Consider the following 15,574-nt stretch of genomic DNA (forward strand, 5'->3'; position numbering starts at 1 on the left):
GGTTCTGACCCTGCGAATCCGTGCTTGCCGAATACCGCCGGCTCATTGACGGCTCCGGTCCGCCTCCGGTGCGCCTGGCACGAAAGTCGCTTGCGCCTGGCACGAAAGTCGCTTTGGTTAAAGGGTTAAGGTCTCTTTGGTTCAGCCAGGCAATTTGGTCAAGACGGGGAATACGCCATGACCCCAACAAGACCAACTGGACCAACTGGACCAACCCAACCAACTCGACCAACCGAACCAATCGGAGAAGACCCATTCGCTTTCTGATTCCCAGTCTGATGCTCCTGCTGATCGCCGCTGGGCCGTCAGCGAAACCGACGGTCGATGGGCGCGAGGCGCTGGTCATCCCGATCGACGGCGCCATTGGCGCCGCCACTGGGGAGTTCGTGGTCAGCGGACTCGAACAGGCCGCGCAAACCGACGCCGAGCTTGTGATCCTGCGCATGGACACCCCAGGCGGCCTGGATCAGACGATGCGTCGCATCATCAAGGCGATCCTCGCCTCGCCGGTGCCGGTGGCGAGTTTCGTCGCTCCGCCCGGCGCGCGGGCCGCGAGCGCCGGCACCTATCTCCTCTACGCCAGCCAGATCGCGGCCATGGCGCCGGCAACCAATCTCGGCGCCGCCACGCCGGTGCAGGTCGGCGGCGGTCTGCCGGGGCTCGGCGAGCGCTCCCCCCATTCTGCTCCCAGCCCTTCCCCCAGTCGCGAGGACGTCGACACCGGCGGCAGTGATGGTGATGGCGATGGAAACAAGAGCGAAAACGCCAATGGCCCGCGAGCGGACTCCCAGGACAGCGCGAGCGCATCCGAGCGCAAACTGGTCAATGATGCCGTCGCCTACATTCGCGGTCTCGCCGAGCTGCGCGGGCGCAATGCCGATTGGGCCGAGGAAGCGGTGCGCGCCTCCGTTAGCCTGAACGCGAAAGACGCCGCCGCGCGCGACGTGATCGATCTGGTCGCCGCTGACATTCCGACGCTGTTGGAGCGTATCGACGGGCGCCGCGTGCAAACGGCCGCGGGCGAGCGCGCGCTCGACACCGCTGGCATCGCGGTGCGCGAGATCGCGCCCGACTGGCGGATCAAGCTGCTGTCCGTGATCGCCAACCCCAACGTCGCCTACATCTTGCTGCTGATCGGCATCTACGGAATCCTCTTTGAACTCTCCAATCCCGGCGCCCTGTTCCCGGGCACGCTCGGCGCGATCTGCCTGTTGCTGGCGTTCTATGCGCTCCAGGTGCTGCCGGTCAATGACGCCGGCATCGGCCTGATCCTGCTCGGCGTGCTGCTGATGGTCGGCGAGGCGCTGGCGCCGAGCTTCGGGGCGCTCGGCATCGGCGGTCTGGCCGCCTTTGTGTTCGGCTCCGTGATCCTGATGGATGAAGCCGGCATTGCCGTCTCCTGGCCGGTGATCGCAATCACCACGGGCCTAAGCGCGGCGCTGTCGTTCTGGGTAATCGGGCGCTTCATCGGCCTGCACGGCAAGGCCTCGACGGTGGGTGCGGACCACCTGGTGGGCGTGATCGGCGAGGCACGCACGAACTTCGGCGGCGCCTCGGACAAGACAGGTCAGGTGCATATCGAGGGCGAGCTGTGGCAGGCCAGCAGCCGCTCACCGGTTCAACACGGCGAGTCGGTGCGGGTGCTCGCCATCAGCGGCCTTAAGCTCGAGGTCGCGCCCGCCGCTGCCCCCAAGCAGTCGCCTTCCGCTAACCCTTTACCAACCACTTGATGGAGTCACCCCATGGTCTATAGCGCATTGCTCACCTATCTCCTCCCTCTGGGCCTGATCATCCTGTTTCTGGGTTCCGCGATCCGCATCCTGCCGGAATATCAGCGCGGCGTGGTGTTTTTCCTCGGTCGCTTCCAGGCGGTCAAGGGGCCCGGGCTGATTCTCATCGTCCCCGGTATCCAGCAGCTGGTGCGCATGGATCTGCGGGTGATCACCATGGACGTGCCCGAGCAGGACCTGATCACCAAGGACAACGTCACCGTGCGCGTCAACGCGGTGCTCTATTTCAAGGTGGTCGAGTCCGACAAGGCCGTCATCCAGGTCGAGGATTTCCAGATGGCCACCAGCCAATTGGCGCAGACAACGCTGCGCTCGGTGCTGGGCCAGCATGACCTCGACGAGCTGCTCTCCGAGCGCGAACGGCTGAATCGCGACATCCAGGCCATTCTCGACGACCAGACCGATGCCTGGGGCATCAAGGTGGTTAATGTCGAGATCAAGCATGTGGATCTGAACGAGAACATGATCCGCGCCATCGCCCGCCAGGCCGAGGCCGAGCGCAACCGGCGCGCCAAGGTGATCAATGCCGAGGGCGAGATGCAGGCCGCGGAGCGACTGCGGGGCGCGGCGGAGGTCATCTCCACGCAGCCGCAGGCGTTGCAGCTCAGATATCTGCAGACCCTCGCCGATATGTCCAGTGATCGCGCCACCACGGTCGTCTTCCCACTGCCGATGGAGTGGCTCAGCGCCCTCGCTGGCGTGCCTGGCACGGGCGATGCGTCAACCCAGTCTCCCGGTTCTGAAGCTGCGGCCCGCTCGGCTTGAGGGCTCCCAAGGACAACAGCAGGCAATCGCTTACGGAGGTTAAGTGAATCGCGGCGAGATGGGAAATGCTTGCCTTACTTTGGTGGATTACACCCGGGCATCGGTGGATTTCGACCATTGCCTCCGTTCAAAAGGCAGTAAGCCGTGATCGCCACGCGGGGATCGCGATTGGGATCGACAAGACAAGGATGCAAGCATTCAGACTTGGCCTCCACGACTTGACACTGAGATGCCGCCAAATCTGAAAGCAAGCCTTGGAACCGTCATTGGCACAAAGCCTGCTTTAAGACCCACAAGCGGTCTGCCGCTCGGAGCAACCTAAGTGAGTCAGAACAGCCAGCGAAACCGAGGTCATCTCTCATGCGCATTGCAAAAGAAGACATTCCAGTTCAAATCGATGTGCCAGGCGCCATTGCCCGACAACAAAGCGATTTTGGTGATGTGACAGGATACGGAAGGATGGGCGCCGAATACTTCACCTTTGGCGCCGGAACCGATATCACACAATTATTGCACGGGCTTGAGGATGATCGCTGTCAAAGCCCCCATTGGGGCTATGTTGTAACGGGGATAATCACTGCCCTGTATACGGACGGCAGCGAAGAGACATCACGGGCTGGAGACCTTTTCTACTGGCCTCCAGGGCACAGCGTCAGAGCGGAAGAAGACACCGACATTGTGATGTTTAGTCCTCAGCAGGAACACGGCGCAGTGATCGATCACATCCGGGACAAGATCAATCGCTAGTTATTGTAATAGCAACCGTATCGGCAAGGGACAAACTAACAGCGAGGCGACTCATGTACAACGGTGACGTCATAATCCACATCGACGCGACGCTCGACGACGAGGCGATCAACAAACTACTGCACGACACCAGCCAAGCCCCTGGTGTGATTGATGTCCGCATCAACGAGAAGGCGCGACATCTGATGATGGTCGACTTTGACGCCAAGGCGACCAAGCCGAGTGCGATTCTGGAGACTGTGCGAAAACGTGGGCTGGGCGCCGAGTTAGTTGGCCTCTAGCGATCCTAGCATTCCGGTAAGGGCTTGGAGCGGCGCCGATCCTGGCGGGCCGCTCTAGCCCGCCATGACCCTCGATGGATCTTCACGCCCAGGCGCACCCGCTTCGAGCGAATTTTGCGACCATACTCCCCGCGGCCCGATCCCCTGCGGCGGATACGGAGCGCCGCAAACGGCGGACGGCTCTGTCGCCGGCGTCGGACGTGCCAAGAGGACTGGAGCGTACTGCAGAGAGTCGGTTGACGCCAGCCTGGACTGGCGTGAGCCTCCTGATGGCATACAAACTGCTGGATCCGAGCGAGCCGATTCCGGATAAGGCGTGGCGCTCAGCAGAGCAGTCCTCGTCAGTGCAGTGATCAGCGGATTGAGTGGCATCCTTTTCATCATCAAACCTCCAGGTGAAACCCGAGCTTGCGGTCATGCGCCCGATAACTCCCCACCGGGCCCCATGCCTGAGGTCATGCCCTTCAACGCCCCGAGCATTCATGGAAGGTCTGCTTCTCGCAGGTCGCACAGACGGTCTGGTCGAGCTTCTGGTAGATCGCATGGATCGCCGCCTCCTTGCCACCGAACACATTTCGCGCGCCCCTGGCTTCGATACAACCACAGGCCTCGAGCGTCTCCCACAGCCCCTGCTTGACGTTGACCAGGTACAGATCGCCGCCCTCGCGTTGGCGGCGCTTGGCCTCATCCGCCAGGGCCTGCCCGCCTTGCAGATCAACGAAGTTGATGCCATCGGCCAGGATCGCCAGATGCTTCTGGTTCGGATGGCGCGCGCGCAGCAGATCGAAGCCGCGCTCGACATGGGCCACCGAGCCGAAGAACAGCGAGCCGTCGATGCGGATGAAGCGCAGCTGCGGGCACTGGGTCACCTCCGGATCGCTGGAGAAGGCATGCTTGGGCAAGCGCGGGTCCGGCGCCAGGGTCACAATGCGCGGCTTCGATGTCCGCTCCAGATAGAGCACCAAGGACAGCAGCACGCCGGCGAAGATCGCAAACTCCAGTTCCAAAAACAGCGCGGCAAAGAAGGTCACCGCCAGCACCGCGGTCTCGCGCTTGGAGGCGGTGAGGATATGGCGGATTTCTTTGCGATCAATCAGCCCCCAGGCGACCAGGAACAGCACCCCGGCCATCGCCGCGGTCGGCAGGTAGCTCGCCAGCGGGGCGACCAAGAGCACGATGACCATTAGCAGCAGCGCGGCAAAGACCGCCGCCAGGGGCGTGCGCGCACCGGCCTCGAAGTTGACACCGCTGCGGTTGAACGAGCCGGTGGCGACATAGCCGGAGAAGAACGAACCGGCAATGTTCGACAGCCCCTGACCGATGAACTCCTGGTTGCCATCGATGCGATAACCGCCGCGCGCCGCGAGCGCGCGCCCAATCGACACCGCCTCGGTCAGCGCGAAGAGCGTGACCGCCAGCGCGGTTGGCGCCAACTGCTTGATCTGATCGAAGGTCGAGATCGGCGCCGAGAGCGGGGGCAGGCTCGCCGGCAAGGCGCCGACCGTGGCGATGCCAGTGTTGGCGGCACCCAGCCAGGCATCGAGCCCCAGGGCAACCAGGCTGCCACCGAGCATCGCCGCGATCATGTAAGGCACCTGGGGCAGCCAGCGTTTCACCGCGATGCCGATCAGCAAGGTGGAGGCCGCCACCGCGGTGGCGCTGGGGTTGATCTCGATCACATGCTGACCGAACGCCATCAGGATGTCGTGGAAATGGCCACTGCTGTCCATCTCCAAGCCGAAGAAGTGCTTCAGTTGCTTGGCGGCGATCAGAAAGGCCGCGCCGGCGGTGAAACCAACCACGACCGAGTGTGAGATGAAATTGACCAGCGCCCCGAGACGCGCAAATCCAAGCGCCAATTCGAGCACGCCGACCATGAAGGTCAGGGTCAAGGCGAGGCTCACATAGTCCGGCGTCCCTGGCACCGCGAGCAGCGAGAGCGAGGAGAAGAGCACCACCGAGGCCGCCGTCGTCGGGCCTGAAACCAGATGGCGCGAGGAGCCGAACAAGGCGGCAATGATCGCCGGTATCATGCCGGCATAGAGGCCATATTCCGGCGGCATGCCGGCGATGGTGGCGAAAGCTACGCCTTGTGGCAGCACGATCACGGCACCGGTCAGCGCGGCGACGAGGTCGGCGCGCAGATCCTCCGGGCGCACCTTGGGCAGCCAGACCAGGAAGGGAAACAGCCAGGTTAGTCGGTCACGGAGTCGTGCAGGGGCCATGGGGAGCCTTTGATCCTTGTCAGCGTTGTTGTGGAGCGACCCGCGGCAGGAGGCCAAGGCATGGCTAGGATGTCAGGAAAAGGCCTGCTTCGATAGGGTCTGCTTCGATAGCGCCAGTTTTATCGGCGCTCAGCGGCGCTCAGCGGCGCTCGGTTCGGTTCATTAGAACCCTGGTGATGGCTTGATGTGGTGCATTTAAACCAACGCCGGGGGATTTGCTGCTGGCAGGCGCGTCCTGAGTATCCAAGTTAATCGCCAAGAGGACTGCGGCAGACTGCAGAGCCTACTGCAGCGCGTCCATCAAGACCAGCCTGGACTGGCGAAAACCTCCCGATGGCATACAAACTGCTAGATCCGAGCGCGAGCAAGCCGATGCGGGCGCGGCCACCTCTTTCCTCGGCCTGGCCCCGGCCCATGGTTGAAGCCGACGCGCGGAGGGTGCGCTATCGCGCCCTCGATCCAAACCGCCCAAGCGAGAACCGCCCAAGCAAAAACCACCGAGCAAAAACCAAGAGAGCGCCTCGACACAGATGACTGATCTCTACCGAAAACCGCCCGCCGCGGCACTCCAGCAGCTAGAAACCAATGCCGAACGCGGCCTCTCCGAGAGCGCGGTGCGGGAGCGACGCCAGCGATATGGCCTCAATCAGCTGCGCCAGACCCGCTCGCGCCCGGCCTGGCGCATCCTGGTGGACCAGCTCACCAGCATCGTCGTGCTGCTGTTGCTGGCGGCCTCTGGCGCCGCCCTGCTATTTGGCCAGGTTATCGAGGCGATCGCGATCGGCGCCGCGATCCTGGTCAATACCCTCATCGGCTTCACCATGGAGCTGCGCGCGACGCGCGCGATGGAGGCCCTGCAGCGCATGGGCAAGACCCAGACGCGGGTGCTGCGCGAGGGCCGCAGCCGTGAGATCCCGGCTGATGAACTGGTGCCCGGCGACATCGTGCTGCTCGATGCCGGCGACTTGGTGCCAGCCGATCTGCGCCTGCTTGAGGCGAATCGGCTGCAATGCGATGAGGCCGCGCTGACCGGCGAGTCGGTGGCGGTGGATAAGCGCACCGAGGCCCTCGACGCGAGCGCTGACGAAGCGGCGGGCGCGGACGGCACGCGCCACGGGGACGGTAAAGCGCCACCACTGGGCGAGCGCCACAACATGGCTTACAAGGGCACGGCGGTGACCCAGGGCTCCGGCAGCGGCGTTGTCGTCGCCACCGGCATGGAGACCGAACTCGGCCACATCTCGGATCTGGTCGCGCAGGCCGAGAAGTCAGCGACCCCGCTGGAGAAGCGGCTCGATCGCCTTGGCCGGCGCCTGGTCTGGCTGACGCTGGCGATTGCGGTGGTGGTCGCCGGCGCCGGCCTGATCGCCGGCAAGGAGCTATTGGTGATGCTGGAGACGGCCATTGCGCTGGCCATCGCCGCGGTCCCCGAGGGTCTTCCGGTGGTCGCGACCCTGGCCTTGGCCCAGGGCATGCGCCAGATGGCGCGGCGCAACGCGGTGGTGAAACGGCTCTCGGCGGTCGAGACACTGGGCGCCGCGAGCCTGATCTTCACCGATAAGACCGGCACCCTGACCGAGAATCGGATGGTGCTGGCTCAACTCGCACTCGACCAAGGCATTCTGCGCTTCGAGCGTCCAGGTCAGGCGGCGCAAGCCACCGAGGACCGCGGTCGAGACGACGGCGAGGCCAGCGCCGACGCGCGGATCCTTCTCGACGGCGCGCCGGTGGACTTGGCCAAAACGCCGGTCGCGCGTGCCGCGCTCGAGATCGGCGCACTCTGCAACAACGCCGAGCTTGGCGACCAGGCCCGGCCAGGCGATGCCGCTGAGGACGCCGCTGGCGACCCGACCGAGGTCTCGCTGCTGGCGGCCGCGGCGCGCGCCGGCATGCATCGCCGCGAGCTGCTCGAACGCTGGCCGGAACAGCGCGAGATCAGCTTCGACCCGGACTTGAAGATGATGGCGACGGTGCATCAGAGCGACGGCGGTTTCCGAATCGCCGTGAAAGGCGCGCCGGAGTCAGTACTCGCGGTCTGCGACCGGGTGCTAAGGGCGGACGGCGAGACCGCGCTCGAGGATGCCGCGCGCCAGGCCTGGCACCAGCGCGGCGAGGCGCTCGCCGCCGATGGACTGCGGGTGCTGGCGCTGGCACAACGCCAAGCGGAGCAAGCCGACGAAGACCCCTATCGGCAGCTGACCCTGATCGGCCTGGCCGGCCTCCACGACCCACCCCGTCGCGGCATCCAGGAGGTGATCGCCGCCTGTCAGCAAGCCGGTATTCGCGTGGTGATGGGCACCGGCGACCATGCCGTGACGGCGCAAGCCATCGCCGCCGAGATCGGCATTGCCGGCAGCGACGAGCCCGCCATCGAAGGCGCGCGGCTCGACGACCTCGAGCAGCTCGATGAGCGCGAGCGCGGCGAGCTACTCAAACGCTCGGTATTCGCGCGCATCAGCCCCGAGGAGAAGCTGCAACTCATCGGCCTGTATCAGGACGCCGGCTGGATCGTCGGCATGACCGGCGATGGCGTCAACGATGCGCCCGCGCTCAAGAAGGCCGACATCGGCATCGCCATGGGTCAGCGCGGCACCGAGGTGGCGCGCGAGGCCTCGGACATGGTGCTCAAGGACGACGCCTTTGCCACCTTGGTCGCGGCGATCGAGCACGGCCGCACGATCTTTTCCAACATCCGCCGCTTCATCATCTACCTGCTCTCCGGCAATCTGGCCGAGATCCTGGCGGTAGCGGCGGCGGCGCTGGTGGCCGCCCCCCTGCCGCTGCTGCCGCTGCAGATCCTCTACATTAACTTCGTCTCCGACGTCATGCCCGCGCTCGCGCTTGGGCTCAGCCCGGGCGTGCCCGGCGCCATGCGGCATCCGCCGCGCGATCCCGACGAGCCCATCCTGACGCGCCGCCATTGGGCCGCCGTGGGGGGCTACGGTGCGCTGATCGCGGCGATCGTCCTGATTGCCTTCGCCATCGCGCTCGGGCCGATGCGGCTCGACACCGCCCACGCGGTGACCATCGGCTTCTTAACCTTCGGCTTCGCCCGGCTCTGGCACGTACTGAACATGCGCGACACCGAGTCGAACCTACTGCTCAATGAGGTCACGCGCAACCGCTATGTGTGGCTCGCGATCGCCATCGGCGTCGCGCTGCTGATCGCCGCGACCTATATCGCGCCGCTGGCGTCGATCCTCTCGATCCAGATCCCGACCGCCGGTGAATGGCTACTGATCCTGTCATTCTCGCTGCTGCCGTTGATCCTAGTGCAGATAGGCAAGCTGGTGGTGCATCACCTGATGCGGGGCCCATCAAGGGCTCGGCCAGGACCAACCCGATGATCAGATTGGTCGGCCCACTTTCCTCCGTGTAACCCGCTCAGAAGTGGTTTATGTCGTCTTGGTGTGGTGCATTTGAACCAGTGTCGGGGGATTTGCCGCCGACTGGCGCGCCCCGAGCATCCAGATTGATCACCAACAGCCACCTCAGCCACGCCGGACGCCGGGCCTGATCAGGCCGCCGCGGTCGCGCGGGCCGGTGAAGCCTCTTCATCGAGGCCATGGCCAGCGCCTCTCGCGAAAATGCGACCCGGCGGATATTGAGCGCCACAAACAGCGGATTGCGCTATCCCTGGTGCGGAACACGCTGATCCCTGGCGCGGGAAATGCCAATCAATGGCACGGGAAATGCTTAATCCGTATTGAGGCCAGCCTGAACGGGCGAGAGGGGAATCCCTTCCGCGCCGAGCGCGCTGAGCCTCGCTAAGCTTAACCAATGACTTAAACAACGAGGTGAATCCGATGAACTGGGATGAAATCAAAGGCAAGTGGAATCAACTGCAAGGCCAGGCGAAGACCCGCTGGGCCAAACTCACCGACGATGATCTGCTGGCCGTCGAAGGCCACAAGGATAAGCTGGTCGGCAAGGTCCAGGAACGTTACGGCATCACCAAGGAGGAGGCTGAGCGTCAGGTTGATGAGCACAAGTGGTCATAGCCCACCTGACCCATCGGCCGTTCCCCACTGAAGACGGCTGAGGCCGCGCGGCGTCCCTGTATTGAACGCCTCTCAAGAAGACCCGCGCTGCTCTCGGGCGGCTATTCGCACAGCCATCGGCAGGACGCAACGGCCCATGTCCCTGATCACCACATTGATAAAGACCAACGGAGATGATCGAATGAAGACCAACATCGCCCCACTGACGTTGATTGCCATGACCCTGTCGGCGTTCCTGCTCTGGAGCTGCGATAATCAGTCAGAGCCGGTTGAGCCGGACCCCGAACTCAGCGAGCAAGCCGGAGAGGCCGTCGAGGAGTCGGTGGAAGAGACCCAGGAAGCCGCCGCTCAGGCGGCAGAGGCAGCCCAGAAAGCCGCCAGAAAGGCCGCCGAGCGGACAGATCGCGCGATCGAGGAGGGTGGTGATCGCATTGAGTCCGCCACCGATTGACCCTCTGATCGCCACGCGTTAACCTCAGGCGACACAGGCGCCTAGGCTGTTGGCGGAGTCGCCCGCAGCGTCAAGAGCGCCTGTTTCACGCCATGACCATGCACACGGACGACCTCGAACAAGAGGTCGTTCCATTGAATGCGATCGCCCTTGCGCGGCGGTCGCCCTAGCTCGCTGAGAATCAATCCCGACACGGTTTCGACCTCGGGATGCTCAAGCTCCCGCTCGATGACGTCGCCGAGCCGATCGAGTCGCAGCGTCCCCTCGACTTGGTAGCGATCGGGACCGACGGGCCGCACATCGGGGACATCGTCAGCCCCCTCTTCGATCTCACCAATGGCTTCGACACAGATATCCTCGATGGTCAGGATACCGGCGGTTCCACCGTGCTCGTCCATCACCACGATCATCTGATTTCGGGTCTTGGCCATGCCTGCCAAGACGTCGTCAAGGGTGGCGGTCTCGGGCAAATAGGCCGTCTCGCGCACTACGGCCGGGTCCAGGCCACGACCCTCGCGCAGCAGACCGAGCAGATCCTTGATATGCACGGTGCCGAGGATATGATCCAGATCGCCGCGGTAGACGGGATAGCGTGTATGGCGGTGTTGCTTGAGGATCTCGCGCAACTGGGCATCGCTGGCATCGATCGGCAGACCCTGGGTGAAGACCCGCGGCACCATCGCCTGCTCGGCGGTCACCTCGCTGAAGTCGGCGAGCTCGCGGAAGACCCGCCCAGTCTCCTCGCTGAGCAGTCCGCCGAGCTGACTTTCACGCGCGACCAATTCCAGCTCATCGGGATTGAGGTAATGCTGGGCGCTGTGAGCGCGCTCGACGCCAACCAGACGCAACAGCAGGATGCCGGCCCGATTGAGCCCATGCACCAGCGGAAAGAGTAGCAGGCCGATGACGCGCATGGGCGCGTTGACCCAGAGGGCGACCTGTTGCGCCTGACTCAGCGCCAGCGCCTTGGGGATCATCTCGCCGAGGACGATATGCAGATAGGTGATGAGGCCGATGGCCAGCACCGACGCCAGGCCATGCGAGGTCAGGCTCGCGCCTGTTTCGCTCAGCCCGAGCGCGGCCAGCCAGCCCTCGAAGAGGTGCGCGAGCTGGTGCTCGCCATACATCCCAAGCCCCAGGCTGGCGAAGGTGATACCCAGCTGTGCCGTGGCCACATAGCGGTCGAGCCGGTTCGGGTCTTCGAGCGTGAGCGCCACTGCCTTGGCACGCCGGTCGCCCGCCTCGGCACGCGCGACCATGGCCGTGCGTGGGCTGCTGATGATGGCAAATTCGGCGGCGACAAAGAGCCCATTGAGGGCGACCAGCGCCAGCACGATCAACAGGATCATCAGCAGCTCAATCATCCCCGCCTCCGCCGAGGGTCTCGGGTATCCAGACGATCACCGATTCGATGGCGGCACCGGTCATCCGCTCGATCTCCAGGGCCATCTCGTCGCTGCGCAGACAGAGCGCGCCCGCTGGGACGGTCTCCAGGTGCTCGAGAATCCAGCCGGCCAGCGTCTCGGCATGGGTCGATTGAAAGCCCGCGGCACCCAGGGAGTGGGCCCATTCGCTCGCCGCTTCCAGCGTGAGCCGGCCCGGCAACCGCCAGCGCCCGTCCGCAAGGGGCGTTGGTGTCTGCCCGGTCACGGATTTGAATTCGTCGGAGAGCTCTCCGAGCAGCTCGCGGATGATGTCCTCCAAACTGATCAGCCCCTCGACATCGCCATACTCATCGACCACCAGGGCGATGCGCGCATGCTCATCGCGCAGCTGACTCAAGGCGCGATCGATGCTCTGGCTGCTCGGCAGGAACAGCAACGGACGGACCAATGCATGGAGGCTGTCGAGCTTGTCTCCGCTTGCAATCGCGACCACCAGATCCTTCACATGCAGATAGCCGAGCACCTCCTCCAAGCCACCCCGGTGGACAACCAGTCGGGTATAGGGAGAGGCGTCGATGACCGCCAGCAGTTCCGGCAGCGGCGCGTCGAGATCGAGTTTGGCGATCTGACCGCGGGGCACCATGATTTGACGCACCCGATGCTGGGCGAGCTGAATCGCCTCGCGCAAACGCTCGCTCTCTTTGTCCTGCAGCAGGCCGCCTTGACGACTCTCGCGAATCAGGAATTCGATCTCCTCGGGCGCATGCACATGTCGGTGGCTCGACTCGGCGGAGACACCGAGCCGGCGCAGAATCAGCGTACCGCTGCCATTGAGCAACCGAATAAAGGGGGCGAACAGCAGCTGCGACCAGCGCATCGGCGGATAGGTGAGCAACGCGGTACCCACGGGATACTGCAGCGCCAGGCTCTTGGGAATGAGCTCGCCGAAGATGACCTGGATCGAGGTGAGCAGGACCAAAATCACCGTCGCCGACAGAGCATGGGCGGTAACGGGTTCCAGTATCCCATGCTCGGCCAACAAACTGCCCAGGGCGAGGCCGATCGTCGCCTGGCCGAAGGCGCCCAGCACCAGACTGGAGAGGGTAATGCCGATTTGGCAGCCGGCGATGTAACGATCCAGTTGCCCCGCATCGCGCAGGATCGCCAGCAACCCGGCGGCCAGGCGTCGACCTTGCGCGGCCAACTGCTCGACGCGCGTGATACGCACGCTGATCGCGGCGAATTCGGCCGCGACATAGAGCGCATTGATGAGGATGAGCAGGAAGACGATGAACAGCGTCGAGAGGCTCATCGCTTCGCCCTCCGCCCAGGTTCCCATCCGCGAGCGCCTGGATGGGCGAATCCTGGACAGACAAGCCTAGCCAAACCTGCCACGCGCGGGCGGCAACTGTGAGGCTCGTCGGCGTCCTCGGACAACGGATGGGGAGCGCCTTGCGGCTGCGGATGTGCGTTCATCGGCGGCAATTATGCCAGAGAAGCCATGGACTAACGACATTGTGCTGCTGTTGCCGGCGGCAGCCTCTGACGGCAGCCTCTGACGGCGACCTCTGGCGGCGGCATCAAGCGCCGCACGGCTGTTCGGTCAGGTCACATGGATTCAGGCCGCCATCAACTCAACCAGCGGCCGATCTGAAACAGCAGCAGGCCAGCCGAGACCAGCGCGCCGGCGCCCGGCACCCAGATCGGCAGCCTAAGGACCGCGGCCGGCGTCTCCGGCTGGCGCCGCTTGATGCGCAGCAGGCCCAGGTTCACCAGGGTAAAGACGACCAGAATGATCGCGCTGGTTGCCTCGGCCAGGGCCTCAAGCTCGAACGACAGCGCGAGCACCAGGACCAGCAGCGTGGCGAGCGCGGTGGCACGCACGGGCGTCTGCGTGCGCGCATTGACCAGCGCCAGCCAAGCCGGCGCGACTCGACGCTCGGCCATCCCATAGGCGACACGCGCGGCCATGACCATCTGCACCAGGGCGCTGTTGACGCCGGCGAGCATGCTCACGAGCACGATGGCGTTGACCGCGAGCGGTCCCTGCTCGGCGACCACCCGGGCGAGCGGTGTGTCGGCGGCGGCCAGCTCGGCGGGCGGCACGGCCAGCACCGCGACCGTTGCCACGCCGACATAGAGTGCCGTCGTCACCAGCAGGCTCGTGATCACGGCCGCCGGCAGCGCCCGCCGCACATCCTGCACCTCCTCGGCCACGGTCACCATGTCCTCGAAGCCGATGAAGGCGTAAAAGGCGAGGAAAGCGGCGCCCAGGAGACCGGCCACCGCGCCGAGATCGGCCGGAACCAGGATAGCTGACGCCTGCGCCGGCAGGGAGCCGAGCACCCCGCCCATGCTCAGCACGATGTACAGCAGCGAGGCGATCTGCAGCAGCGTGATCACCACCACCACCGCGACCGCCTCGGCAATGCCCCAGGCCGCGACCAGACCCATCGCCAGCACCAACAGCAACGTCGTCGACACGCTCGGCAGCGGCGCCAGATCACGCAGGAAGCCGGTGGTGGCGACGGCCAGCGTCGCCGCCGAGACCACACCGGTGCCGATCACCAGCCAGCCCACCAGGGCCGCGAGCCGAGGCCGCCCAAAGGCCTCCTCGACATAGCGCGCCGAGCCGCCACTATGCGGCAGCCGCCCCGAGAGCTCGGCAAAGCTCAGTGCCGACAGCAGCGCGAGCAGACCGGCCAGCGCGAAGGCCAGCGGCGCATGCAGTCCAACGCGCCCGGCGATCTCTCCGGACAGCGCGTAGAAGCCGCCGCCAACCATGGTCCCCACGCCATAGAAGACCAGAAACGGGAAGCGTACCCGGCGTCGAAGTTGGTGTGATGAATGAGTCACCGTCAAGCTCCTGTTACGCGGCCTTTAATCCGCGCCGATTGCGTTGACACAGCCCTCGGGCAAGGCTTGGTTTGAAGAGCCGCGAGCCGCGCGGATTGCGCGCAGGTCCTCGCGCGTCAGATAGGACAGACACTTGTGCACGACTTCGGCCACCGGCCCCATGGCCGCCGCCTGTGGGCCGCTCCGGCCAGCAGGCCCGACAGGCTGAGCAAGGCTAGGGAACCCGTTATCAGGACAGGCATCAGAACGGGCATTAGTCGCATGCCTACCTCCATTGTTCTCTGATATTGATCCCGGGGGTATCGATCTCGGGTAATCGAACTGACGAACTTCACCGACCGAGGCTGGTGCGGGATTGGTTGCAGGATTGATGCCATTTCCCAGCTCCCGCGGCAAGCGCCCCGCACTCAACTCCGTGCGAATGCGCTCGCGTCGCGGATGGCCGAGACGATGGCAAACCACCAAGACGGCGTCGTCGAACCGCTCCGCGCGATCACGCCCGAGCCGGATGATGTCAGTCTGCGTTTGCGCTTCGGCTCGGGCTTGGCGCTAGAGCGCGCCCGTCGGCAGGCCGTCACTGGCGATACGCGCGGCCGATGCGGTGGGTCTCGTCGCATTGACGCCGCGAGCATCGGATCGATTCGCCGCCCAGGGCGCTTCGTATCCGCATCAATGCAGACGAAGCAACTTGCAGTCCGCCCCTTGCCTTCGCTGTTGCTGGCGCGCGCATCTCCCCAGCCCGCTCGGCGCGAACGGCAAATGAACCCGACATGGTTCAAAACACCCGCAATGGCAGAAATCACCCCGAAAGGCATGTGCGCCTTCACTACCCCAAAATACGGCTGTTGCTACCCCTGCGAGCGGTTTTTCGCTCCCCATTCGATACGTCTGACTGTCACTGACAACGGCCACGCCGGCGCGGCTGGTACAGGTCGCAAAGCGGCTCTCGCCCCGCGGAAATCAACCGATGATTGGCTCCAAGCCACCCATGCAACCTCGGTCGGTCGCCTGTGGAACACAGCGGCCTTGCCCGTCAGCGCCGAGCCGAGTAGAAAACAGGCACGCTAGTGCCA

General features: G+C 64.6%; 13 protein-coding genes. 8 read left to right on the plus strand and 5 right to left on the minus strand.

Annotated elements, in window-relative coordinates; all coding sequences use genetic code 11:
* Positions 1-278 precede the first annotated feature (278 nt).
* The 4 genes from Thiowin_RS17210 (at position 279) to Thiowin_RS17225 (ending at position 3,583) form a co-directional block, all read left to right on the plus strand.
* Positions 279-1,730 carry an NfeD family protein gene (locus Thiowin_RS17210; protein ID WP_328984199.1) on the plus strand — a complete coding sequence of 484 codons (1,452 nt, stop codon included), beginning with the start codon at positions 279-281 and terminating at the stop codon, positions 1,728-1,730.
* Positions 1,731-1,742: 12 nt separating this feature from the next.
* Positions 1,743-2,555, plus strand: coding sequence for a slipin family protein (locus Thiowin_RS17215; protein ID WP_328984200.1), 813 nt, complete (start codon positions 1,743-1,745; stop codon positions 2,553-2,555).
* Positions 2,556-2,915: 360 nt separating this feature from the next.
* Positions 2,916-3,302, plus strand: coding sequence for a cupin domain-containing protein (locus Thiowin_RS17220; RefSeq protein ID WP_328984201.1), 387 nt, complete (start codon positions 2,916-2,918; stop codon positions 3,300-3,302).
* A 53-nt stretch (positions 3,303-3,355) separates the two neighbouring features.
* Positions 3,356-3,583 (plus strand): heavy-metal-associated domain-containing protein, encoded by a 228-nt coding sequence (locus tag Thiowin_RS17225; RefSeq protein ID WP_328984202.1) that lies wholly within the window; start codon positions 3,356-3,358, stop codon positions 3,581-3,583.
* Positions 3,584-4,047: 464 nt separating this feature from the next.
* Here Thiowin_RS17225 and Thiowin_RS17230 read toward each other — a convergent pair whose 3' ends face one another.
* A complete protein-coding gene (locus Thiowin_RS17230) occupies positions 4,048-5,808 on the minus strand; it encodes a SulP family inorganic anion transporter (RefSeq protein WP_328984203.1) in 1,761 nt (586 codons plus the stop codon).
* A 530-nt stretch (positions 5,809-6,338) separates the two neighbouring features.
* Here Thiowin_RS17230 and Thiowin_RS17235 point away from each other — a divergent pair.
* The 3 genes from Thiowin_RS17235 (at position 6,339) to Thiowin_RS17245 (ending at position 10,260) form a co-directional block, all read left to right on the plus strand.
* Positions 6,339-9,155, plus strand: coding sequence for a cation-translocating P-type ATPase (locus tag Thiowin_RS17235; protein WP_328984204.1), 2,817 nt, complete (start codon positions 6,339-6,341; stop codon positions 9,153-9,155).
* Between the two features lie 459 nt (positions 9,156-9,614).
* A complete protein-coding gene (locus Thiowin_RS17240) occupies positions 9,615-9,809 on the plus strand; it encodes a CsbD family protein (RefSeq protein ID WP_328984205.1) in 195 nt (64 codons plus the stop codon).
* A gap of 181 nt (positions 9,810-9,990) precedes the next feature.
* A complete protein-coding gene (locus Thiowin_RS17245; RefSeq protein WP_328984206.1) occupies positions 9,991-10,260 on the plus strand; it encodes a hypothetical protein in 270 nt (89 codons plus the stop codon).
* Positions 10,261-10,301: 41 nt separating this feature from the next.
* Here Thiowin_RS17245 and Thiowin_RS17250 read toward each other — a convergent pair whose 3' ends face one another.
* From Thiowin_RS17250 to Thiowin_RS17265, 4 genes are all read right to left on the minus strand, one after another.
* The gene (locus tag Thiowin_RS17250; RefSeq protein WP_328984207.1) at positions 10,302-11,624 is read right to left on the minus strand and encodes a hemolysin family protein; all 1,323 of its coding nucleotides are present in this window, start codon (positions 11,622-11,624) and stop codon (positions 10,302-10,304) included.
* Entirely contained in the window at positions 11,617-12,957 is a 1,341-nt protein-coding gene (locus Thiowin_RS17255; RefSeq protein WP_328984208.1) for a hemolysin family protein, read from the minus strand. The genes Thiowin_RS17250 and Thiowin_RS17255 overlap by 8 nt, the downstream gene beginning before the upstream one ends.
* A 317-nt stretch (positions 12,958-13,274) precedes the next feature.
* Complete coding sequence (locus tag Thiowin_RS17260; RefSeq protein WP_408034100.1) at positions 13,275-14,429, minus strand: APC family permease; 1,155 nt, start codon at positions 14,427-14,429, stop codon at positions 13,275-13,277.
* A 96-nt stretch (positions 14,430-14,525) separates the two neighbouring features.
* Positions 14,526-14,663: a hypothetical protein gene (locus Thiowin_RS17265; protein WP_328984210.1), complete on the minus strand. Its 138-nt coding sequence runs from the start codon at positions 14,661-14,663 to the stop codon at positions 14,526-14,528.
* Positions 14,664-14,951: 288 nt separating this feature from the next.
* Here Thiowin_RS17265 and Thiowin_RS17270 point away from each other — a divergent pair, with 288 nt between their 5' ends.
* Positions 14,952-15,569 carry a hypothetical protein gene (locus Thiowin_RS17270; RefSeq protein WP_328984211.1) on the plus strand — a complete coding sequence of 206 codons (618 nt, stop codon included), beginning with the start codon at positions 14,952-14,954 and terminating at the stop codon, positions 15,567-15,569.
* The last annotated feature ends 5 nt before the right edge of the window (positions 15,570-15,574 follow it).

The organism is Thiorhodovibrio winogradskyi (assembly GCF_036208045.1).
Lineage (GTDB): Bacteria > Pseudomonadota > Gammaproteobacteria > Chromatiales > Chromatiaceae > Thiorhodovibrio > Thiorhodovibrio winogradskyi.

Excerpts from the sequence above, each read along its gene's own strand:
- Thiowin_RS17260 (WP_408034100.1), bottom strand. The coding sequence starts at position 14,429 with ATGGTTGGCGGCGGCTTCTACGCGCTGTCCGGAGAGATCGCCGGGCGC.
- Thiowin_RS17240 (WP_328984205.1), top strand. The coding sequence starts at position 9,615 with ATGAACTGGGATGAAATCAAAGGCAAGTGGAATCAACTGCAAGGCCAG.
- Thiowin_RS17250 (WP_328984207.1), bottom strand. The coding sequence starts at position 11,624 with ATGATTGAGCTGCTGATGATCCTGTTGATCGTGCTGGCGCTGGTCGCC.
- Thiowin_RS17230 (WP_328984203.1), bottom strand. The coding sequence starts at position 5,808 with ATGGCCCCTGCACGACTCCGTGACCGACTAACCTGGCTGTTTCCCTTC.
- Thiowin_RS17225 (WP_328984202.1), top strand. The coding sequence starts at position 3,356 with ATGTACAACGGTGACGTCATAATCCACATCGACGCGACGCTCGACGAC.
- Thiowin_RS17255 (WP_328984208.1), bottom strand. The coding sequence starts at position 12,957 with ATGAGCCTCTCGACGCTGTTCATCGTCTTCCTGCTCATCCTCATCAAT.
- Thiowin_RS17265 (WP_328984210.1), bottom strand. The coding sequence starts at position 14,663 with ATGGGGCCGGTGGCCGAAGTCGTGCACAAGTGTCTGTCCTATCTGACG.
- Thiowin_RS17210 (WP_328984199.1), top strand. The coding sequence starts at position 279 with ATGCTCCTGCTGATCGCCGCTGGGCCGTCAGCGAAACCGACGGTCGAT.
- Thiowin_RS17270 (WP_328984211.1), top strand. The coding sequence starts at position 14,952 with ATGGCAAACCACCAAGACGGCGTCGTCGAACCGCTCCGCGCGATCACG.
- Thiowin_RS17220 (WP_328984201.1), top strand. The coding sequence starts at position 2,916 with ATGCGCATTGCAAAAGAAGACATTCCAGTTCAAATCGATGTGCCAGGC.
- Thiowin_RS17235 (WP_328984204.1), top strand. The coding sequence starts at position 6,339 with ATGACTGATCTCTACCGAAAACCGCCCGCCGCGGCACTCCAGCAGCTA.
- Thiowin_RS17215 (WP_328984200.1), top strand. The coding sequence starts at position 1,743 with ATGGTCTATAGCGCATTGCTCACCTATCTCCTCCCTCTGGGCCTGATC.
- Thiowin_RS17245 (WP_328984206.1), top strand. The coding sequence starts at position 9,991 with ATGAAGACCAACATCGCCCCACTGACGTTGATTGCCATGACCCTGTCG.